Here is a 26,156-nt window from a genome sequence, read left to right as displayed (position 1 = left end):
CACAGAGGCCCCTATGGATCTCCGCAAAATCAAGAAGCTGATCGACCTGCTGGAAGAGTCGAACCTCGCCGAAATCGAAATCAAGGAAGGCGAAGAGTCCGTGCGCCTGTCGCGCGCGCCCGTCTCCGGCTACGGCATGGTGCAGGCCCAGCCGCAGATGATGATGGCCCCGGCACCGGCCCAGGCCGCCGCCCCGGCGATGCCGATGCAGTCGCCGACCGAAGCCTCCACCGGTGGCACCGCCAAGGCCGGCAACGCCCTGCCGGACGGCCACGTGCTGCGCGCGCCGATGGTCGGTACCTTCTACGCCTCGTCCTCGCCGGACAAGCCGGCCTTCGTGTCGGTCGGCCAGGCGGTCAAGGCCGGCGAAACGCTGGCGATCATCGAAGCGATGAAGATGTTCAACCCGATCGAAGCCGATGTCTCCGGCACCATCGTCGCCATCCTGGGCGAAAACGGCCAGCCGGTCGAATTCGACCAGCCGCTGTTCGTGATCGGCTAAGGATTAGTCCATGCTCGACAAAGTCGTTATTGCCAACCGAGGGGAGATCGCGCTGCGCATCCTGCGCGCGTGCCATACCCTTGGCATCCGCACGGTGGCCGTGCATTCCACGGTCGACCGCAACCTCAAGCACGTGGCCATGGCCGACGAGTCGGTCTGCATCGGTCCGGCACCGTCCTCGGAGAGCTACCTCAACATCCCGGCACTGATCGCCGCGGCGGAAGTCACCGACGCCCAGGCCATCCACCCGGGCTACGGCTTCCTCTCGGAGAACGCCGACTTCGCCGAGCGCGTGGAAGAATCCGGTTTCATCTTCATCGGCCCCAAGGCCGACACCATCCGCCTGATGGGCGACAAGGTGGAAGCGATCCGCGCGATGAAGGCCGCCGGCGTGCCGTGCGTGCCCGGCTCGGGCGGCCCGCTGACCGACGACATCGTGGCCAACACCAAGATCGCCCGTGAGATCGGCTACCCGGTCATCATCAAGGCCTCCGGTGGCGGTGGCGGTCGCGGCATGCGCGTGGTGCATGCCGAGGCCTCGTTGAAGGCCGCGATCGAGACCACCAAGTCCGAAGCCAAGGCCGCTTTCAGCAACGATCAGGTCTATATGGAGAAGTTCCTGGAGAATCCGCGCCACGTGGAGATCCAGGTGCTCGCCGATGGCCAGGGCAATGCCATCCACCTGGGTGAACGCGACTGCTCCATGCAGCGCCGCCACCAGAAAGTGGTGGAAGAAGCGCCGGCACCGGGCATCACCGCCGAGCTGCGCGACGAGATCGGCAAGGTCTGCGTGGAAGCCTGCATCCGCATCGGCTACCGCGGCGCGGGTACCTTCGAGTTCCTGTTCGAAGACGGCCGTTTCTACTTCATCGAAATGAACACCCGCGTGCAGGTGGAACATCCGGTGACGGAGATGGTGACCGGGATCGACCTGGTCTGCGAGCAGCTGCGCATCGCTGCCGGCCAGAAGCTGAGCATCAAGCAGAGCGACGTGGTGCTGACCGGCCACGCGATCGAGTGCCGCATCAACGCCGAAGACGCTGAAACCTTCGTGCCGAGCCCCGGCCAGATCACCGCCTTCCATCCGCCGGGTGGCCCCGGTGTGCGCGTGGATACCCATATCTACAGTGGCTACCGCGTGCCGCCGAACTACGACTCGATGATCGGCAAGCTGATCGTGCACGGCCCCGACCGCGAAACCGCGATCGCGCGCATGCGCGTGGCGCTGAGCGAACTGGTCGTGGACGGCATCAAGACCAACGTCGCACTGCAGCAGCGCATCATGCGCGACAAGGGCTTCCAGGCCGGTGGACAGAACATCCACTACCTGGAAAAGCGCCTGGCCGAACGCAAGAACAAGTCGATCGCGCTGACCTGATCGCTTGCGCGGAATGCCGGACAGCAGAAAGGCGGGGATATCCCCGCCTTTCTGTTTGCGCGAACCGGGCTGCCAAAGGACACGAACCCGGTAAACCTGCCCGGGGTTGGCTGCGCTGCATCATTGCGCGCAGCTGCCGCCGCCACGCATGGCGTGGCGCCACCCCGCGCGATTACGGCTTGGCCGCGTCCGCCGCCGTGATCTGCGAGTTCTTCACCGGCTCCACGCCCAGCGACGAGGTCGGATCGACGATCACCATGGTCTCGGTGGAACCGTCCGGCCATACCACCTGGAACGTGCTGCCGGTCGGCAACGAAGCGAACGGCATGCCACTCTGCGCGCGATACACCGCAGCGACCTGACTGGCACCGGCACGACGCACTTCGGCATCGGCCTTGACCGAGGTCAACTGCACCTTGGACAGGCTTCGGTAACGATCGTCGTAGGTATCGATCATCACCAGGCCCACCGCTCCAGCCGAGTACGCGACGAACAACGCGACCCAGAACCAGAATTTCGCACCGTGCAGGATTCGACGGTAATTCATCGCCCATTCCTCTGCTTGACCAGCTCTTCGACCAACACGTTCATTTTCCCCGCACCTTGCCGCGATACCGCGGCGTCATACACAAAAGTGGCAAAGTCCTGCCCACCGTCCTGCGAACAGATCCCTCCGTTCGCGCAGAAATTATTCATCAGCACACTGTCCGGCCCGCAGGCCATGCCCAGCTCGCAGGCAGCCAGCCGCCAGGCCAGTTCGCTGAACTGATCGCCAGCCACCAGGCCGTTCAACCCGCTGTCACCACTGGCGCGCTGGCCCATGCCCGGCGCAAGCGCCATGTAGGCTTCCGGATCGCGCGAGCCCATGACCCGCTCGACCAGCCCGCGGCTGTAGCCGGGACCGGTTTCCAGCGGATGACCTTCGGCAAACAGCGACGCCTCGGCCGCCAGGTTGCCGGCCTTGGCCGCCTGCAACCGCTGCGCCAGGATCAGCGGCCGGCCCAGGTTGTCGCTGCTGACGAAGCCCGCGCAGCGACGCGAGACGCGCTCGCGCGCGGTGACCATCGGCGCCGACGCACTCATGCCCATGCCCGTGAGCAGGGCATTGTCGAGCTGGTAGCCGCCCGGATCCATCGCATACATGGCGCAGTAGTCGTACACGCGGCTGACCATCCAGCCGGCCTCGGCATTGCCGTTGGCGGCCTGTACCTGCAGGCGCTGCGCGTAGGCAAACAGATCGGTGTCGCCTTCGATGTCCGCGCGCAGGTCCAGCGGCAGGCCCGAGGCCACCGCCGTGCCGCGCTCGCTGCCGAGCAGGCGCCGGGCCAGTTGCCGGGCTTCGGCCGGCACCGCTGTCGCGGCATGGCCCGCCTGCGGCTCGTCCAGCTGGGCACCGGCGTGATCGGCATGCAGCACCCGATCGCCCGCGCGATAGCCCACCACCCCCAGCAACGCCAGGGCCGGTACCACCAGCAACCAGGTTTTCAGGGTCGGCACTAGCGCCATGGGCAGGACGTCAAGGGCGGTCAGTCGTTGACAGCAGAAGGCCAAGTTTAGCAAGCAGCCGCAACGGTGTCTGAACCGGCCGTCGGGCCATTCTTGCCGCCGGACGAGACGCCCATCCGGCGAGGCCACCGGGACCATCGGCCCGCACTGGTCTAACATGCACGGTTTTCCGCCGGTCCCTGCCCCCCATGCCCTTCCTGGAACTCACCCTGCACTGCACCGAAGCCACCCAGCCGCGCTATGAGAATGCGCTGGACGACGTGGGCGCGCTGGCGGTGACCCTGCTCGATGCCGATGCCGATACCAGCAACGAGCGCGCGATCCTGGAGCCGGGCGTGGGCGAGACGCCGCTATGGAACGACCTGGTGCTGACCGCGCTGTTCCCGGGCGACACCAATGCGCTGGCCCTGCTGGCCGCACTGGATGCCTTCGACCCGGGCCTGGACTGGGCCAATGCCAGCTTCCGCGCCGTGGCCGACGAAGACTGGGAACGCGCCTGGATCGACCAGTTCCAGCCGATGGCCTTCGGTGACCGTACCTGGATCGTGCCGTGGAACCACGACCTGCCCGAAGCCGCGCAGGCCGGGGATGCCGCCGTGGTCCGCCTGGATCCGGGCCTGGCGTTCGGCTCGGGCACCCACCCGACCACCGCCCTGTGCCTGCGTTGGCTGGACGGCCTGGCCAGCGAAGGTGCGCTGGCCGGCAATACCGTGCTCGATTTCGGCTGTGGCTCGGGCATCCTCGCGCTGGCCGCGCTGAAGCTGGGCGCCGCCCGCGCGATCGGCGTGGACAATGACCCGCAGGCCGTGATCGCCACCGGCGACAACGCCGAGCGCAACGGCCTGCAGGACCGCGTGCAGGTCTACCTGCCGGAAGACGAACCGCCGGCCACCTATCCGGTGGTGGTGGCGAACATCCTCGCCTCGGCGCTGGATGCGCTGGCGGATGTGCTGGCCGCGCGCGTGGCCCCGGGCGGCCGCATCGCGTTGTCGGGCATCCTGCATGGCCAGGAAGGCGAACTGCTGGAGCGCTATGCCCCGGCGTTCGAGCAACTGGCCGTGGCGCAGGATGGCGACTGGATGCGCATCACCGGCGTCCGCCGTGCTTGAATAGCCCGTCCCCTGCCCGGCCCCGTCCCCATGTCCGAGCCCCCGATGCCGCCGCGACGCCCGCTCGCCACGTTCCTGCGTCCGTCCGCGGAAGCTCCGGCCGATCCGGCTGAGCCGTCTTCCGTCGCCGATGACGAGGCGACGGCGCCGGTGTCGTCCGTGCACGATCGGATCGCGCCCCTGGCGGTGGAGCAGGTGATCGATGCCCAGCCGGTGCACGCGCCGCAGCGTCCGGCGCCGGAGCGGGAACACGACCTGCCACCCCGATCCGGACGCGCGCCTGTGGGCGACACTGGGCCAGCGGCCGCACTGCCTGCTGGCACGGCAATGCCATCGATGGCGTTGCCGGATGATGCGGTCGCCTCCACTGAGGCGGCGGGAAGCATCGCCACGGCCGCCCTGCCGCCGGCCGAAGCGATCACAGCACCCAGTTTCCTGCGCCTGCCCGGTGCGCGCCTGCGCACGCCGCGCTGGCAATGGGGAATGGTCGCCGGTCTGGCCGCCCTGCTGCTGCTGCAGATCGCCGTGGCCGACCGCGCCCGGCTGGCTGCCGATGCCGGCACGCGCCCGTGGATCGCCGGACTGTGCAGCGTGCTGCGCTGTTCAGTGCCGACCTGGCGCGAACCGGCGGCATTCAGCATGCTCAGCCGTGATGTGCGCCCCGTTCTGGGCCAGGCCGGCGCACTGCAGGTGCAGGCGAGCATCCGCAACGACGCACGCTGGGCACAGGCCTGGCCGTCGCTGCGGCTGTCGCTGTCCGACGCCGATGGCCGCGTCATCGGCACCAATGTGTTCGCGCCGGCGGATTATCTGGACCGCGCGACGGACCCGACCGCCACGCTGGAACCGGGGCAAAGCGCGCAGATCGCCTTCCGCGTGCGGGAGCCTGCGGCGTCTACCGTCGCATTCACCTTTGAGTTCCTCTGACGCTTCGCCGCGGCCGCCGAAGCGTGGCAGGCGGCCGACGCACGCGCTAGACTGACCCCATCACCATTCCGCCGTGGGCTGTTGTCCGCCCCGGCTCTTGCACCGGGAAACTCCTTGAACGCTGTCCTTTCTCGTCCTGACAACAGTCGTGGCGCGCCCAAGCCACCCCTGCGCGAACACGTGGCCCAGTCGGTCAGGCGGTACCTGCGGGACCTGGATGGCTGCGACGCGGACGATGTCTACGAGATCGTGCTGCGCGAGATGGAAATCCCGCTGTTCGTGGAAGTGCTCAACCACTGCGAAGGCAACCAGAGCCGCGCCGCCTCGATGCTGGGCATCCACCGTGCCACCCTGCGCAAGAAACTGAAGGAATACGGCATCACCACCTGATGCCCGACCCGGCGCGCAGGTCGCGCCAGGGGAAAGAAGGCCGGATCGAGCAGCCCTCGGTGCCGGCCTTCGTCGTTTTACGGGGTCGGCGGCCGTCGCGGTGACCGCCGAGGCGGCCAGGCCAGCGTCACTGGCCTACAATATGGCCCCGCTCCGCTTCGATCTCCTGCCCCCATGAGTTCCGATCTGCTGCCCGTGCGCCGGGCCCTGCTGTCCGTTTCCGACAAAACCGGTCTGATCGACCTGGCCCGCGCCCTCGCCGCGCGCAACGTGGAGCTGCTTTCCACCGGCGGCACCGCCAAGGCGATCCGCGAGGCTGGCCTGGCAGTGAAGGACGTCGCCGACGTCACCGGCTTCCCGGAAATGATGGACGGCCGGGTCAAGACCCTGCACCCGATGGTGCACGGTGGCCTGCTCGGCCGCGCCGGCCTGGACGATGCGGTCATGGCCGAGCACGGTATCGGCGCGATCGATCTGCTGGTACTGAATCTGTATCCGTTCGAATCGGTCACCGCCAAGGCGGACTGCACCCTCGAAGACGCCGTGGAGAACATCGACATCGGTGGCCCGGCGATGCTGCGTTCGGCCGCGAAGAACTTCGCCCGCGTGGCGGTGGCGACCGATCCCTCGCAGTACGCCGAACTGCTGGCCGAACTGGACGCCAACGACGGCAAGCTGTCGGCGGCCAAGCGCTTCGCCTTCTCGGTGGCCGCGTTCAATCGCGTGGCCCAGTACGATGCGGCGATCAGCAATTATCTCTCGGCCGTGACCACCACCGACACCGCCGTGCCGGTGCGCGCGGAGTTCCCGGCGCAGATGAATTCCAGCTTCGTGAAGGTGATGGATCTGCGCTACGGCGAGAACCCGCACCAGAGCGGCGCGTTCTATCGCGACCTGTACCCGGTGCCGGGCACGCTGGCCACCTTCCAGCAGCTGCAGGGCAAGGAACTGAGCTACAACAACCTGGCCGACGCCGATGCCGCGTGGGAATGCGTGCGTCAGTTCGACGTACCGGCCTGCGTGATCGTCAAGCACGCCAACCCGTGCGGCGTGGCGGTGGGTGCCGGCAACGGCGATGCCTACGAGCTGGCCTACGCGACCGACCCGACCAGCGCCTTCGGCGGCATCATCGCCTTCAATAAGCCGCTGGACGCCGCCACCGCCAAGGTGATCCTGGACCGCCAGTTCGTCGAAGTGCTGATCGCCCCGGATTACGAGCCGGCCGCGCTGGAATACGCGACCAAAAAGGCCAACGTGCGCGTGCTGCGCATTCCGCATGGCGACGGCCGCAACAACTACGACACCAAGCGGATTGGTTCTGGCCTGCTGATGCAGAGTGCCGACAACCGCGGCATGACGCGCGACGAACTGACCGTGGTGAGCAGGGTGGCGCCGACCGAGAAGCAGTTCGCCGATCTGCTGTTCGCCTGGAAGGTGGCCAAGTTCGTCAAATCCAACGCCATCGTGTACGCCAAGGACAACCGCACCATCGGTGTCGGCGCCGGCCAGATGAGCCGCGTCTACTCGGCGCGCATCGCCGGCATCAAGGCCGCCGATGCGAACCTGGTGGTGGAGGGCTCGGTGATGGCCTCCGATGCGTTCTTCCCGTTCCGCGACGGCATCGATGCCGCCGCTGCGGCCGGCATCAAGGCGGTGATCCAGCCGGGTGGCTCGATGCGCGACAACGAAGTGATTGCCGCCGCCGACGAGCATGGCCTGGCGATGGTGTTCACCGGCGTGCGCCACTTCCGCCACTGATGCCTGGATCGACACGGATGTCGCCACTGCAGTGCAACCGCCTTGCAGCGGTGGTGATCGCCACCGCTGCAGGGGTGCTGGGCTGCACGCCCGCAGCGATGTCTGCGGCTTCCGCATCGAACACGACTTGTTCGGCCAGGGCTGTTCGCTGATCACGCAGACGCGGGTCCTGCCCGGCCCGAACGGGCTGGCGGGGACCGGCGGCCACCGCAACCGACCGCCCGAATGCGCCCGCCGCCCGCACCGCGTAAAATCATGTTCCTGCCCTCTTACGCGAGAACTGCATTGAAGATCCTGGTCATCGGCGCTGGCGGCCGCGAACACGCCCTGGCCTGGAAGCTGGCCCAGTCCGTGAAGGTCCGCGAGGTCATCGTCGCCCCCGGCAATGCAGGCACCGCGACCGAGCCCAAGTGCCGCAACGTGGACGTCAAGGTCACCGACCTGGACGGCCTGCTGGCACTGGTCGGCACCGAAGGCATCGGCCTGACCGTGGTCGGCCCGGAAGTGCCGCTGGTGGCCGGTGTGGTCGATCGCTTCCGCGGCGCCGGTCACCGCATCTTCGGGCCCACCGCCGCCGCCGCGCAGCTGGAAGGCAGCAAGGCGTATGCGAAGGACTTCCTGGCCCGCCACAAGATCCCGACCGCGTTCTACGCGGTGCATACCGAGATCGAGCCGGCGCTGGCCTACCTGCGCGAGAAGGGTGCCCCGATCGTGGTCAAGGCCGATGGCCTGGCCGCCGGCAAGGGCGTGATCGTGGCGATGACCCTCACCGAAGCCGAGGACGCGGTGCGTGACATGCTCTCCGGCAATGCCTTCGGCGATGCCGGCGCACGCGTGGTGATCGAAGAATTCCTGGACGGCGAAGAAGCCAGCTTCATCTCGATGGTGGACGGCAGGACCGCGCTGCCGATGGCGACCTCGCAGGACCACAAGCGCGTTGGCGATGGCGACACCGGCCCGAACACCGGCGGCATGGGCGCGTACTCCCCGGCCCCGGTGGTGACCGGTGAAGTACATGCGCGCGTGATGCGCGAGGTGGTCAACCCGACCGTGCAGGGCATGCTGGCCGACGGCATTCCGTTCACCGGCTTCCTCTATGCCGGCCTGATGATCGATGCCAGCGGCGCGCCGAAGGTGATCGAATTCAACGTGCGCTTTGGCGATCCGGAAACCCAGCCGGTGATGCTGCGCCTGCAGTCGGATCTGGTGGATCTGGTCGAAGCGGCGATCGACGAGCGCCTGGATACCGTGGAGGCGCAGTGGGACCCGCGCCCGTCGCTGGGCGTGGTGATGGCGGCCTCGCCGTATCCGGAGACCCCGATCACCGGTGACGTGATCCACGGCCTGGACGCCGTCGCCGCGACGGCCAAGGTGTTCCATGCCGGCACCACGCTGGACGCGCAGGGCCAGGTGCTCAGCGCCGGCGGCCGTGTGCTGTGCGTGGCTGCACTGGGCGGCACGGTGGGCGAGGCACAGCGCAACGCCTACGCCGGCGTCGGTGCCATCCACTGGGCCCATGAGTTCCACCGCGGTGATATCGGCTGGCGGGCGATCGCGCGCGAGCAGGGCTGAGCGTCGAACCGGCCCCCATCAAAGCGCTGCTCTGAGCGCCAGAAAGCAGAAAGGCCCGGCATCAAGCCGGGCCTTTTCTGCGTGACCACGCCCGTTACTGCATCACGCAGTAAACAGCGCCTTCATCTTCTTCAGCGCGTTCGCCTCGACCTGGCGGATGCGTTCGGCCGACACGCCGTACTCATCGGCCAGCTCCTGCAGCGTCACCTTGCTGTCCGCGTCCAGCCAGCGACGGCGGATGATGTCGCGCGAACGCGCATCCAGCTCGGCCATGCCTTCGCGCAGCAACTGCAGCTGATTGTCTTCGCTGTCCATCCGCTCGTACGCCATCGAAGGATCTTCTTCGTTGGCGCGCAGGTAGGCAGCCGGCGACGGTGGCGCATGATCGTCATCGTCATCGCTGGAGAGATCGAAACCGATATCGCGACCCGACAGGCGCGACTCCATCTCGAGCACTTCGCGTTCGGACACGTTCAAGTCCTTGGCCACCGCGCTGACTTCGGCCGCGTTCATCCAGCCCAGGCGGGTCTTGGACTTGCGCAGGTTGAAGAACAGCTTGCGCTGCGCCTTGGTCGTGGCGACCTTGACGATGCGCCAGTTCTTGAGGATGAACTCGTGCATTTCCGCACGGATCCAATGCACCGCGAACGACACCAGGCGAACGCCCATGTCCGGGTCGAAGCGCTTCACCGCCTTCATCAGGCCGATGTTGCCTTCCTGGATCAGGTCACCCAGCGCCAGGCCGTAGCCGTTGTAGCCACGGGCGACGTGCACCACGAAGCGCAGGTGGGAATGGACCAGCTCGCGCGCGGCGTCCAGATCCAGCTCGTCGCGGAAGCGGCGGGCCAGATCCTGCTCGTCATCGACCGACAGCACCGGGATCTGGTGCACGGCACCGATGTAGGCGTCCAGCGAACCGAGCGCACTGGGAATCGGGAGATTGTTTGCCACAAGGGCAGTAGAGGTGTTCTGGCTCATAGCACTCATCTTAGCAGTCCCGGAATTGGACTGCTAAAGGGGAAAGAAGTTCCAGCGTTCTGCTGATGGGACGCTGGTACAGATTGCCCATCTACCGTACCGCGAAATGATGACAGTGGCGAGAGGCGGGAAATGAGGCGCCTAATCCAATTAAATCAATGGGATAGAGGGATGAATCAGGCGATGGCGCGTGTTTTCTGGCTGAACGGGGCGGCGCGAAGCGCCCATTCAGCCCGGAAAGGTTGTCGGCAGTTCAGCCAGGCATGGTCTGGCTCTACCCCACCGAAGCCTAGTAATACCCCGCCATGTTCAGGAAGAACCCTTTCTGGTCGTACTTCAGCTCGGTCATGTCATCGCTGAACTCGGTGAAGTTGTAGCCGACCCCGACCTTGAAGTTCTCCCCGACCCGGCGGTCCACGCCTACCAGCCAGCCCTTGCGCACGCCCCCTTCGCGCACCTTCAACCAGCGGTGCTCGGCCAGGCCTTCCCACTGGGCGAACAGGCGATAGCGCAGCTGCAGCGCGGCGAAGTCGGCACGGCTGTCCAGCCACGCGCCCTCACCCCGGCCCGTACGGTAGTCGCCCCAGCGCGAGGCCAACTTGCCGGCTGCTTCCCAGCGCGCGCCCAGCTGGCGGATGCCTTCAAGCGAGAGGATCTGCGAACGTTGGTCATACAGGTTGCCGCCCTCCTGCCCGAGCGAGGCGACATCGTAGAGATAGGTGAACTTGCCGAAGCCGGCCCAGCGGGTGTTGTCGTGCGGGCGCCAGGCGAAGCCCATGTTGGTCTCCACCAGTTTGGCGTCGGCCAGGCGGTCGATGCGGTCTTCCGTATCGGCATAGTTGGCGCGCAACGCGAAGCGCCAGTCTTCGTTGAGCTTGTACAGCAGGCGGTTGGTGGTCACCCACTGCTCGCGCTGCTCGGCGCCGCTGTCGCGGCGGTACTCCAGCTTGCTGTTCCACTGCGCCACCGCATCGGTGCGCCCGCCGCTCACGCTGTAGGCACGGCGGTCGACACGGCCCACGGTGGACTCCAGCTCACCGTCCATGATCGTGAAGCCCAGGTTCCAGCCCTGTGCGGGATAGAAATCCATGCCGAAGGTATGCACGATGCCGGCGCTGTCCTGGCGACGGTCCTTCAGATACTGGCTCTCGTTGTAGACGTTGACCTGGTTGCTCAGCCGCCAGCGCTGGCCCAGCGTCCACCCGCTCTGCAGCCCGGTATCGAACAACGGATCGGTGCCGGTGCGGTCGGTGCTGTAGCTGTAACTGCCGTACAGACTGTGGTCCGGTGCCATGCGGTACTCGCCATCGACCTTGGCGCCGTGGCCGCGGCTGCCACCGCTGACTTCCGCACCGACACTGCTGCGGTCGCCGAACAGATACCGCGCACCGAGGGTGAGCAGGTCGTTCTTCTCGTACGCGCCGCCATCGTCATCCAGGGTCACCTGCCCGGTGCCGTACAGCTCCCACGAGGACCCGAAGCGCTGGCGATAGCCGATCGCGGCCAGCAGTGCGTCCACGCTCTGCAGTTCCTGTTCTTCGCGCACGCGGCGGAGTTCGCCGGTCAGCTGGCCGTCGTTGCCCAGCCGCCACTCGGCGGTCAGCTGGCTCTGCTCCAACGCCAGGTCGCCCTGCTCGGTGCGGGTGTGGCGGCCGTACAGACTGAAATCATCGGTGAGATAGCCCAGGAACTCGGCACCGTATTCCTGCATCGGCAGGCCGGTGTCCTGGCGCGCGACCGAGAAGCCGGCATCCACATCGCGCCACCATGCACCCAGGCTCCAGTCCTGCGTGGTCCAGCCCAGCTCGCGCAGGTTGGCCCGCGCTTCCACCGCGCTGGCGGTGCCCGAGCGCCGGCCTTCGTAGGGGTTGCGGCGGATGAAGCTCAGGCCGCCGTTGTCCGAATAGAACACCGGGGCGGCGGTCGCATCGGTACGGGTCTGTTCCATCTTCAGGTAGGTGCCGCGCCCGGCCTGCAGGGTGAGATCGGCGCCTTTCAGACTGTAGTTCTCGCCGCTGCGGTTCTCGTCGATCCAGGTACCGCCGATCGCCACGTGGTCGCCGATCCACTGCCGGCCACGCGCACCGTAGGTCACGTCATCGCTGCTGAAGCCGAGCGGCACGTATTCGTAGTCCACCAGCAGCAGCTGGTCGTAGCCATCGAGCGGCATGTCGCGGGTGATGCTGCGCACGTTCTCGCGGGTCAGCTGCGCCAGCGGCCGGGTCAGGATCAGCCGGCCCTGCAGATTGTCGATCTCGTAGTCCACGCCCTCCTGCAGGGTGGCGCGCGTTTCGGTGCGGCCGGTGGTGCGATCGCGCACTTCCAGCACGACCTGCTCCGAGCCGGGCAGCACATCGGTGTGGCGCAGGTAGTACAGGCTGCCGCCGGTGCCGAGGAATTCACTGTGGCCCGGCGCGGACTGCGCCTCCGAGCCGAATACCTTCACCTGCGAGCGCGCCTCACCCAGCGGCGTGGCCTCCAGCGAGCGCCAGTTCACTGCACCGCCGTACAGCGAACGGACGTACTGGCCGTACTCGGTGCCGGTGATGCCGGGGCGGGACCCATCCGAGTGTGTCGCACCTGGCACATATCGCGGTCAGTACACGGGTGCGCTTCGAGTGGCTGGCGACCGGGCGCGGCACGTGCAAGGCCAGCGGCGAAGAACTGACGGTGGCCGCGCCCGCGCAGGACTACGTGCGCGACGATCTGGAAGGCAACATCCTGTCACTGCTGCGGCGCCTGCCACCGCGCAAACGGCAGGTCGCGCAATCCATCATCGAGATGCTGGCCGTGTAGCCCACGGCCGGGTGACTACGCCTGCAGCTCCAGCGCGGCACGCGGTGGCAGCGACCAGTCGATGCGCTCGTGGCCACGACGTTGCAGGTACTCGTTGGTCATCGAGAAATGCCGGCAGCCGAGGAAGCCGCGATGCGCCGACAGCGGCGAAGGATGCGGCGCCTTGAGCACGCGGTGCCGGCCGGTATCGATGACCTTGCCTTTCTGTTGGGCGTAGCTGCCCCACAACAGGAACACCAGGCCTTCGCGCTCGCGGTTCAGCGTGTCCACCACATGGTCGGTGAAACCCTCCCAGCCGCGCCGCTGATGAGAGCCCGCGTTGCCGGCTTCCACGGTCAGCACGGCGTTGAGCAGCAGCACCCCGCGGTGTGCCCACGGCAACAGGCAGCCATGGTCCGGGCGCGGGATGCCCAGATCGGCCTCGATCTCTTTGTAGATGTTGAGCAGCGACGGCGGCACCGGCACGCCCGGCATCACCGAGAAACTCAGGCCATGCGCCTGGCCATGCCCGTGATACGGATCCTGGCCGAGGATGACCACCTTGACCTGGTCGAACGGCGTGGCATCGAAGGCGGCGAAGATCTGCGGGCCCGGTGGAAACACCTGGGCACCTGCGGCCTTGCGCTGGCGCAGGAAGGCCGACAGCTCCCGCATCTCCGGGCGCAGCAGGTAATCACCGATACGCGTCTTCCAGCTCGGTTCGAGCTGGATGCTGGGTACTACATCATCATTCATCGCACTGCAGGCTTGTCGTTGAGGCGGGACAGACGCAGCTGGAACAGCACCTTGGTGATGAGCAGCCGCTCTTCGATCGGTTTCTGCACCAGATCGTTGGCACCGGCCTGGAGCAGGCCGGATTGATTGTGCGGGTTGCCGTCGCCAGTCATCACCAGCACCGGCAGGCGGCGTTTGCCGTAGCCGAAATCCACGCGCACGCGCTGCACCACGTCGCGGCCACTGAGCTCGCCCTTGAGCGTGACGTCGGTCAGCACCAGGTCGATGCGATGGCTGCTGCGGCCGAGCGACTCGGCGGTGAGCAGTGCGAACGCATCTTCGGCGGTCAACACGTGCAGCACGTTCAGGCCCTGCCGCTCGAGCATGCGCTTGGTCGCTTCGGCGACGACGCGGCTGTCTTCGACGTACAGGATGGTCGCGCCGGGAATCGTCTCCGGCTGCACGTAGCCGCGGATGAAGGTGGCCAGCGCCTCATGGCCGAGCGCCTTGTCGAAATAATCGGTGACGTACTCGGTGAAGCGGCGCTGCTCCAGATGCTGCTGGGCATCGCCGGAGACCACGATCACCGGCACGTAGGCCTGGCCGGCCGCGTCGCGCACGATGCGCGCCAGATCGAGCCCGTCGCCATCGCTCAGCGTGAGCGACGTGGTGACCAGACTGACCGGGCCAGCATCCAGCGCCGCCCGTGCCTCGGCGATGCTCGCGCAGCCCACCACCTCCACCGCCGGCAGTTCGCGTTGCAGCACATCGGCGATCAACTTGCGAACCAGCTTGGAGCCGTCGACGACCATCACGCGCGGTGCGTCGTCGACGAGGTGCTTGAGGGCTTGCGGGCGCATGCGGGGCTCAGGTTTCGGTGGGACGGGTCTGGCGCAGGAAATGCCCCGTCACCAGCCAGGCGCCCAGCCAGCCCAGCACCACGGTGCCGAGCAGCACGAACGAAGAATGCAGCAGGTCCAGCCCATGCAGCACGAACGGGCTGCCGTAACTCTGCGAGAGCGCGGCCAGCGGCGGGCGCAGCGCCAGCCCGGCGGCACCGATCAGGGCCAGTGCGACCGCACCGGCGCCCAGGCCGTACCACGCGCCCAGATACAGGAACGGGCGCCGGATGAAGCCGTCACTGGCGCCGAGCAGCTGCAGTACGCCGATCTCATCGCGGCGGGCCTGGATGTCCAGTCGCACCGTGTTGCCGACCACCAGCGCGGCACCGAGGCCGAGCAGCACCGACAGTACCTGCACCAGGCGCGTGCCGAAGCCCAGCCAGCCATCCAGCCGCTTGCGCCACAGCGCATCGTGCTGGACCAGATCGGCCTGCGGCAGGCCTTCCAGCGACTGCGCCAGGCGCGCGTCATCGGCACCCTCGCCCGGGGTCACGATCAGCAGAGTCGGCAGCGGGTTGTCATGCAGTGCATCGATGGCTTCGCCCAGCCCGGCGCTCTCGCGCAGCTCGGCCAGGCCCTGCTCGGGGGTCTGCACGGTGACTTTGGCCACATCGGCACGACCGCGCAGGGTCTCGGCGACCTGGCCGGCCGCATCGGCCCCGGCGTCGGTCTTGAGGAACAGGTTGATGTCGCGCGACTGCTGCACGCTGCCGGCGAAATGCTTGAGGTTGTCCAGCGCGATCGACAGGCCCAGCGGCAAGGCCAGCGCCAGCGCCATGACCATCACCGTGAGCAGGGTCGCCCACGGCTTGCGCCAGGCGCGGCCGAGGCTGAAGACCACACTGTGGCCATGATGGTGCAGCCACACGCCGAAGCGCGACGGCGCGGCGGTTTCTTTGCTCACCGGAGTATTCATTCGGCCAGGTCCTGCGGCGAGATGTCGTCGACCAGGCGCCCGTGGTCCAGGATCAGCACGCGCTTGCGCATGCGCCGCAGCAGGGCCAGATCGTGGCTGACCACCAGCACGCTGGTGCCGCGGTCGGGCAGCTCGGCGAACAACGCCATGATTTCGGCAGCCAGGGTGGGATCGAGATTGCCGGTCGGCTCATCGGCGACCAGCAGCTTGGGCTCGCCGACGATCGCACGGGCGATGCCGACGCGCTGCTGCTCACCGGCGGACAACTGCGAGGGCAGCGCTTTTTCCCGATGGCCCAGGCCCATCCGTTCCAGCACCGAGCGCACGCGCTTGCCGATCTCGTTGCGGCGGGTGCCACGCAGGATCAACGGCAGGGCGACGTTCTCGGCGATGCTGCGGTCCATCAGCAGGCGGTGGTCCTGGTAGACCGCACCGACCTCGCGCCGATGCCGCGGAATGCTGCCGCCGCGTACCTTCAGCAGGTTGCGCTCATCGAAGATCACCGCGCCGCGGCTGGGCCGCTCGTCGAGATGGATCAATTTGAGCAGGGTGCTCTTGCCCGCACCGGAATGACCGGTGACGAACAGCATCTCCCCGGGGGCGACATCGAAGCTGACGTCCACCAGTGCCTGGTGGCCGCCAGCGTATTGTTTGCTGACATTGTCAAAACGCAGGACGCTCATGCCCTGATTATGCAGGACGAGGATGGCGGCGTGGAGGTGGGGTGCATCCGTGGGTGCCGGCCGCTGGCCGGCTCCACGTGGTGCGTGCACCGCGAGCGCCGGCCAGCGGCCGGCACTACCCCAGGCGACACAGCTGGGGCTGTCAGTCTTACGAGCCGGAGAGCATCCGGCGGATCTTGCGGCCCAGGCGGGTCAGGAACGAGGCACCCGGATCGGCGGCCGGCGTGCCGCGCATCGGCTTGGCCGTCACCTGCACCGGGGTCACCGGGCCGGTCGCTGCCGCGCCTTCGGCACCTTCGACCGGACGGCCGTGGCGACGACGACGACGCTTGCGCGGGGCGCGCTCGCCTTCCACCGCCGGACTGCCTGCGGCAGACGGGGCGGCGGTCGGGGCGACCGGCGCCTTGGCGGCGGCATCGGCGGCGACCACCGGCTGCTCACCTTCCACGCGCGGCTTGCGCTCGCGGCGCGGCTTGCCATCGGCACTGCGCTCGCCCGGGGCGCGGCGCTCGCCACGGCCACCGGACGGCTTGCCGCCTCGGCTGCTGCCACCACCACGGCGCTGCTCTTCGGCGGCACGCGCTTCGCGTGCTTCACGGAAGATCTGGCCGACGCTCTCGTTCTCCTCGCCCTCGGCGTCGCCCTCGCCTTCCGGCAGCGGTGCACGCGGCGCGCGCGGGATCGGGGTCAGGATCTCGCTGGTGACCGGCTCGACCGGGATCTTCTGGTCGATGTAGGCCTCGATGTCCGGCAGGCCCATCGCGTAGCGCTCGCAGGCGAAGCTGATCGCATCACCCTCTTCGCCCAGGCGCGCGGTACGGCCGATGCGGTGCACGTAATCTTCGGCATCGAACGGCAGGTCGTAGTTGTAGACGTACTTGATGCCATCGATGTGCAGACCACGGGCCGCCACGTCGGTCGCCACCAGGATTTCCAGCTGGCCCTTCTGGAAACGGTTGAGCAGGCTCTCGCGCTTCTTCTGCGGCACATCGCCGGAGAGCACGCCGACGCGGTAGCCGGCCTTCTCCAGCGAACGCGCGACGCGCTCGACGAATACCTTGGTATTGACGAACACCATGGTGCGGGCGCCTTCGCTGCGCGAGAGCAGGCCCAGCAGCAGCGGGATCTTTTCTTCGTCGGCCGGGAAGTAGATGCGCTGGCGCACGCGGGCGGCGGTGATCGATTCGCTCTCCACCACCAGCTTCTGCGGTTCGTTCATGTGCTCATAGGCCAGCTCCAGCACGCGGTGGCTGAGCGTGGCGCTGAACAGCAGCGTCTGGCGCGTGGTGCGCTCGGGCATGCGCCGCAGCAGGAAGCGGATGTCCTTGATGAAGCCCAGATCGAACATGCGGTCGGCTTCGTCGAGCACGCAGATCTCGCAGGCGTGCAGCGAGACCACCTTGTGCTGCTTCACGTAGTCGATCAGGCGGCCGGGGGTGGCGATGATCACGTCCACGCCCTGCTGCAGGATCTCGCGCTGCTTGTCGTAATCCACACCACCGTAGACCAGCGCGAAGCGCAGGCCGAGGTCGGAGCCGAACTTCACGGCGTCCTTGTGAATCTGGATCGCCAGCTCGCGGGTCGGCGCCAGGATCAGCGCGCGCGGGTCTTCCGGCTTGCGGTCGGCCAGCGCGGGGCGGCTGAGCAGCCGGTTCACCACGGCGACCAGGAAGGCCAGGGTCTTGCCGGTGCCGGTCTGCGCCTGGCCGGCAACGTCGCCGCCGGGCAAGGCCACCGGCAGGGTCAGCGCCTGGATCGGCGTGCAGCGGGTGAAACCAGCGCTTTCAAGCCCGGCCAACAGCGCCGGATGCAGCTCGAAAGTGGAAAAGGTCAAATCGGTCAGCGGTTTGTCGCTCATGAGTCCGTCTTGGTAAGGCCATCCCGGCAGAGGTGCGGGGTGGCTTGCAATCTTGGGGGGCACCGTCGCAAACGGCCCCTGCGCCGGGATTGGCGGGGCCGGACTCCAGGTCCAGGGCGCCGCACAATGCCCCAGTTTAGCGCAATGTCGGTGCCAAACCGGGATCACCTGTCGCGCGCACCCATGAGAATGCCCGCCCGGCGCGCTTTTGCAGGGGGCTGCCCGGGCCAGAGGGGCGCTCTGCACCCGGTGTTCACCGGCCCTGCCGCCGGTTGAACAGCGCGGTTGGCGGGGCTGGAACCGGTCTGTCCGGCCCGCATATAGGACGGGATCGTCGCGACAACACAGGGGGGGCGATCACGGGACGCTTCTTTCCAACCAGCGTCTGTCCGGTCACGGCGATAGCGGTACACTGCGCCCCGTGAGCGTCCAGGCATCCGCCGAACGCACCGCTGGCCGCCCGCGGCCACGAGGCACCAGACGAGGGTGACGCCCGGTTGGCGTTGCCCAAATTCAACTTCCTCCGGCCCTGCCGGGTGCATTACCAGACGAGAAACCAAGATGAGCGACAAGGTTGTACATGTCGGCGACGCCGACTTTGATAGCGCAGTGCTGAATTCCAAGGAACCGGTGCTGGTCGATTTCTGGGCCGAATGGTGTGGTCCCTGCAAGATGATCGCCCCGGCGCTGGACGAACTGGCCGATGCCTACAACGGCCGCGCCAAGATCGCCAAGGTCAACGTGGACCAGAACCGTGCCCTGGCCGCCAAGTACCACGTGCGCTCGATCCCGATGCTGCTGGTGTTCAAGGACGGCGAAGTCCAGGCCCAGCAGATCGGTGCTGTCGGCAAGGCCCAGCTGGCCGGCATGCTCGACAAGGCCCTGGCCTGATCGCAGCAGGCAGTCGGCTTTGTCCGGCTGCCCCGCGGGCCCATCGCCCGCATGAATGACCCCGCCCCACCCGGCTTGCGCGCTGCCGCGAGCCGGTGTTAGTGTCGGCATATCCGGCCGCATTCGCGCGCCGCATCTTCTGGACGCAGTTTCCTTCCAGATCCTTTCCCAACGTTCGCCGCCCTGCCGGGCGCTCGCACCTTCTAGCGAGGAATCCAGCACTTGTCCGATATCACTACTTCCGAACCCGGGAGCGCCGACGCGCCCGCCGAGAAGCGCGTGCGCAAGCCGCGCGTCGCCAAGGCCGCCGCCAACACCGCTGCCGACGCAGGTTCCCCCCCCTCACAACCCGCTCTGCCTCTGGCTGCCGCGTCTGACGCGCCGGCGCCGGCCGCCGCCCCTTCGGCAGCCCCGCAGGCATCGGCACCGGCAGCCCCTGCCGGTGGCGACGCATCGCCCTCGCAGGGCGGTGGTCAGCAGGACACCGGCGACGGTGGCCAGCGCAACCAGAATGGCCGGCACCAGAACCAGCAGGGCGGGCAGAACCCGTACCAGCAGGGCCAGAATCAGAACCAGGGCCAAGGCCAAGGCCAGGGCAACCGCCGCGACCGTTTCCGCAATCGCCGTGACCGCAACCGCGGTGGTGATCGCTACAACGATGACGGCATGCCGCAGGACAACGGCGAACAGCAGCCGTTCGTGCGCAGCCAGCAGGCCAACGTACCCGAAGGCTTCCCGGTCTATTCGCTGAGCGACCTCAAGCGCATGCCGGCGCAGAAGCTGCTGGAGATCGCCGAGCAGCTGCAGATCTCCGAAGGCGTGGCCCGTGCCCGCAAGCAGGACGTGATCTTCGCCCTGCTCAAGGTGCTGACCCGTCATGGCGACGGCGTCGCCGCCGATGGCGTGCTGGAAATCCTGCCGGACGGCTTCGGCTTCCTGCGCGCGGCCGAAGCCAGCTACCTGGCCGGCCCGGACGATACCTACATTTCGCCCAGCCAGATCCGCCGCTTCAACCTGCGTACCGGCGATCACCTGTCCGGCCGCATCCGCTTCCCGAAGGACGGCGAGCGTTACTTCGCACTGTCGATCGTGGACACCATCAACGGTGAGCCGCTGGAAGCGTCCAAGAACAAGGTGCTGTTCGAGAACCTGACCCCGCTGTTCCCGCGCAAGCGCTTCACCCTGGAACGTGGCAACGGTTCGTCCGAAGACATCACCGGCCGCATCCTCGATCTGATGGCACCGCAGGGCAAGGGTCAGCGTTCGCTGATCGTTTCCCAGCCCAAGGCCGGCAAGACGATGATGATGCAGCAGGTGGCCACGGCGATCACCACCAATCATCCGGACGTGCACCTGATCGTGCTGCTGATCGATGAGCGCCCGGAAGAAGTGACCGAAATGCAGCGCACCGTGCGCGGCGAAGTCATCAGCTCCACCTTCGACGAGCCGGCCGCCCGTCACGTGCAGGTCGCCGAAATGGTGATCGAGCGTGCCAAGCGCCTGGTCGAGCACAAGAAGGACGTGGTGATCCTGCTCGACTCGATCACCCGCCTGGCGCGTGCCTACAACAACGTGGTGCCCAGCTCCGGCAAGGTGCTCACCGGTGGTGTGGACGCCAACGCCCTGCACCGTCCGAAGCGCTTCTTCGGCGCAGCGCGCAACGTGGAGGAAGGCGGCAGCCTGACCATCATCGCCACCGCGCTGGTCGATACCGGCAGCAAGATGGACGAGGTGATCTACGAAGAGTTCAAGGGCACCGGCAACAGCGAAGTGCACCTGAGCCGTCGCATCTCCGAAAAGCGTGTGTTCCCGGCGATCGACATCAACCGTTCGGGTACCCGCCGTGAAGATCTGCTGATCGAACCGGAGCTGCTGCAGAAGATCTGGATCCTGCGCAAGCTGCTGCATCCGATGGATGAAATGGCCGCGATGGAGTTCCTGCTCGACAAGATGAAGAACACCAAGTCCAACGACGAGTTCTTCGGTTCGATGAAGCGCTGATCGGCGCGCCATCCGGACAGGAAAAGGCCCCGCACTGCGGGGCCTTTTCTATTACGGGACTCAGGGGCAGGCCACTGCCCCCTCCGCTTCGGCGCTGCCGGTCGACACCCGTACCTGGGTGAACGCCGCCGCGAACGGCTTGTCGGCGCTCACCACGAACGGCGCCTCCACCGCGCCCAGGTCCACGCCCTGCCTGGCGAAGCACGCCAGCGGCACGGTCACGGTCTGCTTCTGCCCCGGCGAGAGTCTGGCCAGGACCGGCGCGATATCCACGCCGCCCTCGCAGCCGGTACCGCACTGCATGGTCACCTTCACCGGCGAGGCAGGACGGTGCACCAGCTGCACATCGAACTGCAGCGCGCCCTTGGTACGGGCCAGCGCCCCCAGATTGCGACGCGAACTGCTGCGTGCCAGCAGCTGCGCCGGGGCCAGCCAGGTCACTTCCTTGGCATCCTGCTGGGTGTTGATCTGCACGGTGCGCACCTGCACCACCGGCGCGGCGGTCGGCCAGCGCAATGTGGCGTTGAGGTCATTGCCCAGCGGCTGGGTCGCCGCACCGGCCGCCACATGCAGCGCGAACGGCGGCGTATCGGCCCGGTTGAAGATCGGCAGCGTGGTCACTTCGCCACAGTTGTCCGGGTTGGCCTCGGGCAGGCGGTCGACCTTGCCCGGCGTGCGGTAGCTCAGGCCGTGGCCAAGCTTGAACAACGGCGGCTGCTTCGGATCCGGGCGGTCGATCGGCGCCGGGCACGGCACGCCCGGCCACGGGAAGCTCAGGCGCCCGCGGAAATCATGCGCAGGCTTGCCGTCCTTGCCGGCCACCAGCACATCGGTGATGCCCTTGCCCTCGGTGCCCGGCAGCCACGCCGCCACGAACGCCTGCGATTGGTTGAGCAGGTCGTTGGTGTACATCGGGCGCCCGGAGAAGTACACGGTCACTACCGGCTTGCCACTGGCCTGGGCCGCGCGCAGCACGGCCAGGTCCTGGGGATAGGCACGGCTGTGGCTGACCGAATCAGACGCCAGGATGTCGCCGTTGGTTTCGGCATACGGCGTCTCGCCGATCACCGCCACCACGATATCGAACCGGCTGGGATCCAGCGCCGTCGCATCGGCGCTGTAGGCAACGTTCTGCGCGCCCAGCTCGGCGCGCAATGCCCCCAGCACCGAATCGGCATTGGGGAAATCGGCGTTGCGGTTTTCCGTGCCCTGCCAGGTCAGCGACCAGCCGCCAGACTGATCGGACAGGTTGTCGGCACTCTTGCCCACGACCATGACGCGCGCATCACGACGCAGCGGCAGCACCTTCGCATCGTTCTTGAGCAGCACCAGCGACTCGCGCACGGCCTGGCGCGCCAACTCGCGATGCTGCACGGCGGCGGGATCGCCGGCGTAGCGGCTGTCGGACGGCTTGTGATCGAACAATCCCGCGCGCAGCTTCACGCGCAGGATGCGTGTCACCGCATCGTCGATGCGCGCCATCGGGATCTCGCCACTCTCCACCTGGGCCGTGGTGTTGGCGATGAAGGCCTTCCAGTCGTCGGGCACCATCACCATGTCGATGCCGGCGTTGATCGCCTGCGCACAGCTGTCGTTGCGGCACCCCGGCACCTGGGCAATGCCGTTCCAGTCGGAAACGACGAAGCCGTCGAAGCCCATCTTCTCCTTCAGCGCACCGGTCAGCAGCGCTTTGTTGCCGTGCATCTTGCCGTAGTCGACGCCGCCACGGCGGTCGTTCCAGCTGTTGAACGAGGCCATCACCGTCTGCACGCCTTCGCCGAGCGCGCCGTAGTAGCCCTGCCCGTGCACATTGACCATCGTGGCCTTGTCGACCAGCGCCTCGCCCTGGTCGCGGCCGTTGTCGGTCGCGCCGTCGCCGATGTAATGCTTGGCGGTAGCGACGACATTGCCGTCGTCGCCGAAGCGCCCCTGCGCGCCCTTGACGTAGGCCTGCGCGAATTCGCGTATCAGCTGCGGGTCAGAGGAATAGCTTTCATAGGTGCGGCCCCAGCGCGGATCGTGCGCCACCGCCAACGTCGGCGCGAACACCCAGTCGATCCCGGTGGCACGCACCGCGTGCGCGGTAGCCTGCCCGATCCGTTCGATCAGGGCGGCGTCGCCGGCTGCGCCCAGGCCGATGTTGTGCGGGAACAGCGTGGCGCCATACACGTTGTTGTGCCCGTGCACCGCATCGGTGCCCCAGATCACCGGGATCGGCGTGCGCGCATCGGTGGACAGCGAAGCAGCGCGGTAGGCGTCGGCCAGCTGCAGCCACTGCGCGACCGTGGCGTGCTTGTCCATGCCCGGCCAGGAGCCCCCGCCATTGAGTACCGAGCCGATGTAGTACTGCCGCACCTCATCGGGCGTGATCATCTTGATCTCGGGCTGGGTCATCTGGCCCACCTTCTGCGCCAGCGTCATCTGCGCCACGATCTCCCGCACCCGCGCTTCCAGCGCGGCATCCGCTGCGATCGCACTGGTCACGCGTGGCCAGTCCTGCAGCCGTTCGCTCGTGGCCGGGGCGGCGCCTGCGGTCGAGGCCAACGCCGCCAACAGGCAGGTGGCGAGAATCGTCTTCTTGGAACTGCTCACTGGACTTCTTCCTCCCATGGAATGTGCGCGTACGGACGGGTGCGACCGCGGCCGGGCAGCGCCCGCGTCGCGAAGCAGGTGGCCGGCGGGGTGGCGATACTGCGTCGGTCAGCGCCCCTGTCTGACAGCGCTGTCATATAAGCCCATGGCAACGCTGTCAACCGCTTGGGCGCACGCCTGTGGCCGGACTCCCGTCGCCACAGGGCTGGTGGGCATTACGCGTGTCCAGCCGGGGCTTGAAGTGCTGCATCGCGGCATGGAAAACGCGAACCCGCCATGCGTGTCGTCGGCATGGCAACATCCGCCTGCATCGGCAACACCGATGTGACACAAGCGCACTACCATCGGCATCTGCCGGCCCGCCCCTCCAAGAGGAACCCCCGCACCATGCGTAGTCGTATCGAGGATGTCGCCGCCGTTGCGGGTGTGTCGATCAAGACGGTCTCCCGCGTGCTCAACAACGAGCCCAACGTGCGCGCGGAAACCCGCGAGCGCGTGCTGGCCGCGGTGACGCGCCTGGGTTACAAACCCAATCTCTCGGCACGCAGTCTGGCCGGGCAGCGTTCGTATGCGCTGGCGCTGGTCTACAACAATCCTTCGCGCAATTACCTGATGGAAATCCAGAACGGGATGCTGGAGGCGTGCCACGCCCACCACTACAACCTGATCCTGGGCCCGGTGGGAACGGCACGCCGCACCCTGCCCGACCTCGCCGCACTGTTCGAGAATTCGCGCCCCGACGGGGTGGTGCTGATCCCACCGCTGACCGATGACGCGGTGGTGCTGGCCTACCTGGAAGAGCACGACATTCCGTACGCCTCCATCGCACCACGGCATCCGGACGGCTGCATCGGCGTGCGCATGGACGAGACCACCGCAGTGGTCGAACTGATCGGCCATCTGGTCGCACAAGGGCATCGCCGCATTGGCCACATAAAAGGCCCACGTGCGCATGGCGCCTGCCAGTGGCGCCATGCCGGTTACCGCCAGGCGCTGCGCCTGTACGGTATCGAGTACGACCCGGCGCTGGTGGTCAATGGCCAGTTCTCGTTCGAATCCGGCATCGACGCCGCCAACGCCCTGCTGGACCTGCCGGAGCCGCCGACGGCGATCTTCGCCGCCAATGACGACATGGCCGCCGCAGTGTTCCGCGTGGCCGGCCAGCGCGGCCTGCGCATTCCCCGTGATCTGTCGGTCTGCGGTTTCGATGACACGCCGATCGCCGGGCACATCTACCCGGCGCTGACCACCGTGCGGCAGCCGACCGCCGCCATGGGCAAGCTGGCCACCGAGCAGTTGATCGACCGCATCCGCTCTCCGGAGGCCGGGATCATGGTCACCGTCGACCACGCGGTACTGGTGCGCGAATCCACGCACCCACCGCGTCGCCGCTGACCGCCGGCCTCAGCCGCCGTGGCGCGAACCGCGCCACGCGTAGAACGCGATGAACAGGTAGCACAGCATCGGCAGCAGGAAGGAGACCTGCAGCCCGTGATGGTCGGCCAGCCAGCCCATCGCCAGCGGGATTACCGCACCGCCGACGATCGCCATCACCAGCAGGCTCGAGGCCTGGCCGGTCAATGTGCCAAGGCGGGCGATCGCCAGCGCGAAGATGGTCGGGAACATGATCGAGTTGAACAGGCCGATGCTCACCACGCTCCATTTGGCCAGGTTGCCGCTGCCCAGCATCGTCACCGTCAGCAGTGCGATCACGATCAGCGCGAAGACGCCGAGCATGCGACGCGGATCCAGGCGGGTCAGCAACGCCGCACCGAGCAGGCGCCCGACCAGCGCACCGCCCCAGTAAAGCGATACGTAGCGCGTGGCCTCCTGTTCGGTCAGGCCCTCGCCGATGCCCGGCATCGACAGGAAGTTGACCAGCACGCTGCCGATCGATACTTCCGCCCCCACGTAGAAGAAGATCGCCAGCACGCCGTAGCGCAGGTGGCGGTGGCGCAGCGCATCGCGCAGGCGGCCACGATTGCCTGCCGTCGTGTCTTCCACGCCGGGAATGGTCGGCAGGCGGAACATCCAGATCGCCACCGCCAGCACGAACAGCGCAACCGCCAGACCGAAGTACGGCACCTGCACCGATTGCGCTTCGGCAGCGCGATACGCCAACGCCTCGGCCTGCGGCAGCAGGGCCAGTTCATCGGCGGTGCGCGGTGCGGCCGAGAGAATCAACAGCCCGCCGAACAGAGGGGCGATCGTGGTGCCCAGCGCATTCATCGACTGCGCCAGGGTCAGGCGGCTGGAACTGGTCTGTTCCGGCCCGAGCAGGGCAACGTAGGGATTGGCGGCCACCTGCAGCACGGTGATGCCGGTGGCCAGCACGAACAGCGCGCCAAGGAACAGGCCGTACACATGCGCCTGCGCGGCCGGCCAGAACAGCAGCGCGCCCACGCCGGCGATGGCCAGCCCGGCGACGATGCCACGCTTGTAACCCACCGCCGCGACCAGGCGCCCGGCCGGCAGCGACATCAGGAAGTACGCGCCGAAGAAAGTGAACTGGACCAGCATCGCCTGCACCCAGGTCAGCGCGAACGCCGCTTTCAGATGCGGGATCAGGATGTCGTTGAGGCAGGTGAGGAAGCCCCACATGAAGAAGATGGCGGTGACCACGGCCAGTGCAACGCCATTGCTTTGCACGTGTTGTCCGCGGACGGCAGCAGGAGTGTCCATT

Annotated in this window: 22 protein-coding genes; 11 read left to right on the top strand and 11 right to left on the bottom strand. The window is 67.3% G+C overall.

The window, feature by feature from the left end; translation table 11 throughout:
- Positions 1–13 precede the first annotated feature (13 nt).
- Together accB and accC are read left to right on the top strand one after the other, a co-directional pair.
- Positions 14–502 (top strand): acetyl-CoA carboxylase biotin carboxyl carrier protein, encoded by a 489-nt coding sequence (accB, locus tag AC07WC_RS11050; RefSeq protein ID WP_019183531.1) that lies wholly within the window; start codon positions 14–16, stop codon positions 500–502.
- A 10-nt stretch (positions 503–512) separates the two neighbouring features.
- Positions 513–1,880 carry an acetyl-CoA carboxylase biotin carboxylase subunit gene (gene accC, locus AC07WC_RS11045; RefSeq protein ID WP_019183530.1) on the top strand — a complete coding sequence of 456 codons (1,368 nt, stop codon included), beginning with the start codon at positions 513–515 and terminating at the stop codon, positions 1,878–1,880.
- A 172-nt stretch (positions 1,881–2,052) separates the two neighbouring features.
- On the opposite strand, the gene AC07WC_RS11040 is transcribed toward accC, so the two are convergent.
- Together AC07WC_RS11040 and AC07WC_RS11035 are read right to left on the bottom strand one after the other, a co-directional pair.
- A complete protein-coding gene (locus AC07WC_RS11040) occupies positions 2,053–2,427 on the bottom strand; it encodes a hypothetical protein (protein WP_495210031.1) in 375 nt (124 codons plus the stop codon).
- Positions 2,424–3,386 carry a hypothetical protein gene (locus AC07WC_RS11035; RefSeq protein WP_495210030.1) on the bottom strand — a complete coding sequence of 321 codons (963 nt, stop codon included), beginning with the start codon at positions 3,384–3,386 and terminating at the stop codon, positions 2,424–2,426. Before AC07WC_RS11035 ends, AC07WC_RS11040 begins: the two co-directional genes overlap by 4 nt.
- A gap of 188 nt (positions 3,387–3,574) precedes the next feature.
- Between AC07WC_RS11035 and prmA the strand changes: the two genes are divergently transcribed.
- The 5 genes from prmA to purD all read left to right on the top strand — a co-directional run bounded on the left by prmA (position 3,575) and on the right by purD (position 9,142).
- Positions 3,575–4,495 (top strand): 50S ribosomal protein L11 methyltransferase, encoded by a 921-nt coding sequence (gene prmA, locus AC07WC_RS11030; protein WP_495210029.1) that lies wholly within the window; start codon positions 3,575–3,577, stop codon positions 4,493–4,495.
- Positions 4,496–4,525: 30 nt separating this feature from the next.
- The gene (locus AC07WC_RS11025) at positions 4,526–5,422 is read left to right on the top strand and encodes a DUF3426 domain-containing protein (protein ID WP_495210028.1); all 897 of its coding nucleotides are present in this window, start codon (positions 4,526–4,528) and stop codon (positions 5,420–5,422) included.
- Between the two features lie 114 nt (positions 5,423–5,536).
- Entirely contained in the window at positions 5,537–5,812 is a 276-nt protein-coding gene (gene fis / locus AC07WC_RS11020; RefSeq protein WP_026069829.1) for a DNA-binding transcriptional regulator Fis, read from the top strand.
- 174 nt (positions 5,813–5,986) lie between these two features.
- A complete protein-coding gene (gene purH / locus AC07WC_RS11015) occupies positions 5,987–7,570 on the top strand; it encodes a bifunctional phosphoribosylaminoimidazolecarboxamide formyltransferase/IMP cyclohydrolase (RefSeq protein ID WP_495210027.1) in 1,584 nt (527 codons plus the stop codon).
- A 285-nt stretch (positions 7,571–7,855) separates the two neighbouring features.
- The gene (gene purD / locus AC07WC_RS11010) at positions 7,856–9,142 is read left to right on the top strand and encodes a phosphoribosylamine--glycine ligase (RefSeq protein WP_495210026.1); all 1,287 of its coding nucleotides are present in this window, start codon (positions 7,856–7,858) and stop codon (positions 9,140–9,142) included.
- A 102-nt stretch (positions 9,143–9,244) separates the two neighbouring features.
- Here purD and rpoH read toward each other — a convergent pair whose 3' ends face one another.
- Positions 9,245–10,120 carry an RNA polymerase sigma factor RpoH gene (gene rpoH, locus AC07WC_RS11005; RefSeq protein WP_019183519.1) on the bottom strand — a complete coding sequence of 292 codons (876 nt, stop codon included), beginning with the start codon at positions 10,118–10,120 and terminating at the stop codon, positions 9,245–9,247.
- 289 nt (positions 10,121–10,409) lie between these two features.
- A complete protein-coding gene (locus AC07WC_RS11000; protein ID WP_495210025.1) occupies positions 10,410–12,707 on the bottom strand; it encodes a TonB-dependent receptor in 2,298 nt (765 codons plus the stop codon).
- Between AC07WC_RS11000 and AC07WC_RS10995 the strand changes: the two genes are divergently transcribed.
- Positions 12,692–12,916 (top strand): hypothetical protein, encoded by a 225-nt coding sequence (locus AC07WC_RS10995; protein WP_495210024.1) that lies wholly within the window; start codon positions 12,692–12,694, stop codon positions 12,914–12,916. The two genes, AC07WC_RS11000 and AC07WC_RS10995, sit on opposite strands and share 16 nt — an antisense overlap.
- A 15-nt stretch (positions 12,917–12,931) precedes the next feature.
- On the opposite strand, the gene ung is transcribed toward AC07WC_RS10995, so the two are convergent.
- From ung to rhlB, 5 genes are all read right to left on the bottom strand, one after another.
- Positions 12,932–13,651, bottom strand: a complete 720-nt coding sequence (gene ung / locus AC07WC_RS10990; RefSeq protein ID WP_495210023.1) for a uracil-DNA glycosylase — start codon at positions 13,649–13,651, stop codon at positions 12,932–12,934.
- Positions 13,648–14,490, bottom strand: a complete 843-nt coding sequence (locus tag AC07WC_RS10985; RefSeq protein WP_102788609.1) for a response regulator — start codon at positions 14,488–14,490, stop codon at positions 13,648–13,650. The genes ung and AC07WC_RS10985 overlap by 4 nt, the downstream gene beginning before the upstream one ends.
- 7 nt (positions 14,491–14,497) lie before the next feature.
- Positions 14,498–15,448: a permease-like cell division protein FtsX gene (gene ftsX / locus AC07WC_RS10980; RefSeq protein ID WP_495210022.1), complete on the bottom strand. Its 951-nt coding sequence runs from the start codon at positions 15,446–15,448 to the stop codon at positions 14,498–14,500.
- Positions 15,445–16,131 carry a cell division ATP-binding protein FtsE gene (gene ftsE, locus AC07WC_RS10975; protein ID WP_019183511.1) on the bottom strand — a complete coding sequence of 229 codons (687 nt, stop codon included), beginning with the start codon at positions 16,129–16,131 and terminating at the stop codon, positions 15,445–15,447. The genes ftsX and ftsE overlap by 4 nt, the downstream gene beginning before the upstream one ends.
- A gap of 148 nt (positions 16,132–16,279) precedes the next feature.
- On the bottom strand, positions 16,280–17,989 hold the full coding sequence (gene rhlB, locus AC07WC_RS10970; RefSeq protein ID WP_495210021.1) for an ATP-dependent RNA helicase RhlB: 1,710 nt from the start codon (positions 17,987–17,989) through the stop codon (positions 16,280–16,282).
- A gap of 561 nt (positions 17,990–18,550) precedes the next feature.
- On the opposite strand from rhlB, the gene trxA reads away from it, so the two are divergent.
- Together trxA and rho are read left to right on the top strand one after the other, a co-directional pair.
- Entirely contained in the window at positions 18,551–18,880 is a 330-nt protein-coding gene (gene trxA / locus AC07WC_RS10965) for a thioredoxin TrxA (RefSeq protein ID WP_019183509.1), read from the top strand.
- A gap of 222 nt (positions 18,881–19,102) precedes the next feature.
- Positions 19,103–20,881 carry a transcription termination factor Rho gene (gene rho / locus AC07WC_RS10960; protein WP_495210020.1) on the top strand — a complete coding sequence of 593 codons (1,779 nt, stop codon included), beginning with the start codon at positions 19,103–19,105 and terminating at the stop codon, positions 20,879–20,881.
- Between the two features lie 60 nt (positions 20,882–20,941).
- Here the strand turns inward: rho and AC07WC_RS10955 are convergent, their stop codons facing one another.
- Complete coding sequence (locus AC07WC_RS10955) at positions 20,942–23,473, bottom strand: glycoside hydrolase family 3 protein (RefSeq protein WP_495210019.1); 2,532 nt, start codon at positions 23,471–23,473, stop codon at positions 20,942–20,944.
- A gap of 387 nt (positions 23,474–23,860) precedes the next feature.
- On the opposite strand from AC07WC_RS10955, the gene AC07WC_RS10950 reads away from it, so the two are divergent.
- On the top strand, positions 23,861–24,868 hold the full coding sequence (locus tag AC07WC_RS10950) for a LacI family DNA-binding transcriptional regulator (RefSeq protein WP_495210018.1): 1,008 nt from the start codon (positions 23,861–23,863) through the stop codon (positions 24,866–24,868).
- Positions 24,869–24,877: 9 nt separating this feature from the next.
- Here AC07WC_RS10950 and AC07WC_RS10945 read toward each other — a convergent pair whose 3' ends face one another.
- Complete coding sequence (locus AC07WC_RS10945; protein WP_495210017.1) at positions 24,878–26,155, bottom strand: sugar MFS transporter; 1,278 nt, start codon at positions 26,153–26,155, stop codon at positions 24,878–24,880.
- Position 26,156 lies beyond the last annotated feature (1 nt).

The organism is Stenotrophomonas sp. GW821-FHT01H02A (assembly GCF_059422145.1).
The sequence above is the reverse complement of the archived record's forward strand: the minus strand, read 5'-3'. Positions and strand labels throughout refer to the sequence as shown.

What these genes read in the sequence shown, in the direction of transcription:
- accB (WP_019183531.1), top strand. Translation starts at nt 14, where the DNA reads ATGGATCTCCGCAAAATCAAGAAGCTGATCGACCTGCTGGAAGAGTCG.
- accC (WP_019183530.1), top strand. Translation starts at nt 513, where the DNA reads ATGCTCGACAAAGTCGTTATTGCCAACCGAGGGGAGATCGCGCTGCGC.
- AC07WC_RS11040 (WP_495210031.1), bottom strand. Translation starts at nt 2,427, where the DNA reads ATGAATTACCGTCGAATCCTGCACGGTGCGAAATTCTGGTTCTGGGTC.
- AC07WC_RS11035 (WP_495210030.1), bottom strand. Translation starts at nt 3,386, where the DNA reads ATGGCGCTAGTGCCGACCCTGAAAACCTGGTTGCTGGTGGTACCGGCC.
- prmA (WP_495210029.1), top strand. Translation starts at nt 3,575, where the DNA reads ATGCCCTTCCTGGAACTCACCCTGCACTGCACCGAAGCCACCCAGCCG.
- AC07WC_RS11025 (WP_495210028.1), top strand. Translation starts at nt 4,526, where the DNA reads ATGTCCGAGCCCCCGATGCCGCCGCGACGCCCGCTCGCCACGTTCCTG.
- purH (WP_495210027.1), top strand. Translation starts at nt 5,987, where the DNA reads ATGAGTTCCGATCTGCTGCCCGTGCGCCGGGCCCTGCTGTCCGTTTCC.
- rpoH (WP_019183519.1), bottom strand. Translation starts at nt 10,120, where the DNA reads ATGAGCCAGAACACCTCTACTGCCCTTGTGGCAAACAATCTCCCGATT.
- ung (WP_495210023.1), bottom strand. Translation starts at nt 13,651, where the DNA reads ATGAATGATGATGTAGTACCCAGCATCCAGCTCGAACCGAGCTGGAAG.
- AC07WC_RS10985 (WP_102788609.1), bottom strand. Translation starts at nt 14,490, where the DNA reads ATGCGCCCGCAAGCCCTCAAGCACCTCGTCGACGACGCACCGCGCGTG.
- ftsX (WP_495210022.1), bottom strand. Translation starts at nt 15,448, where the DNA reads ATGAATACTCCGGTGAGCAAAGAAACCGCCGCGCCGTCGCGCTTCGGC.
- ftsE (WP_019183511.1), bottom strand. Translation starts at nt 16,131, where the DNA reads ATGAGCGTCCTGCGTTTTGACAATGTCAGCAAACAATACGCTGGCGGC.
- rhlB (WP_495210021.1), bottom strand. Translation starts at nt 17,989, where the DNA reads ATGAGCGACAAACCGCTGACCGATTTGACCTTTTCCACTTTCGAGCTG.
- trxA (WP_019183509.1), top strand. Translation starts at nt 18,551, where the DNA reads ATGAGCGACAAGGTTGTACATGTCGGCGACGCCGACTTTGATAGCGCA.
- AC07WC_RS10950 (WP_495210018.1), top strand. Translation starts at nt 23,861, where the DNA reads ATGCGTAGTCGTATCGAGGATGTCGCCGCCGTTGCGGGTGTGTCGATC.
- AC07WC_RS10945 (WP_495210017.1), bottom strand. Translation starts at nt 26,155, where the DNA reads ATGGACACTCCTGCTGCCGTCCGCGGACAACACGTGCAAAGCAATGGC.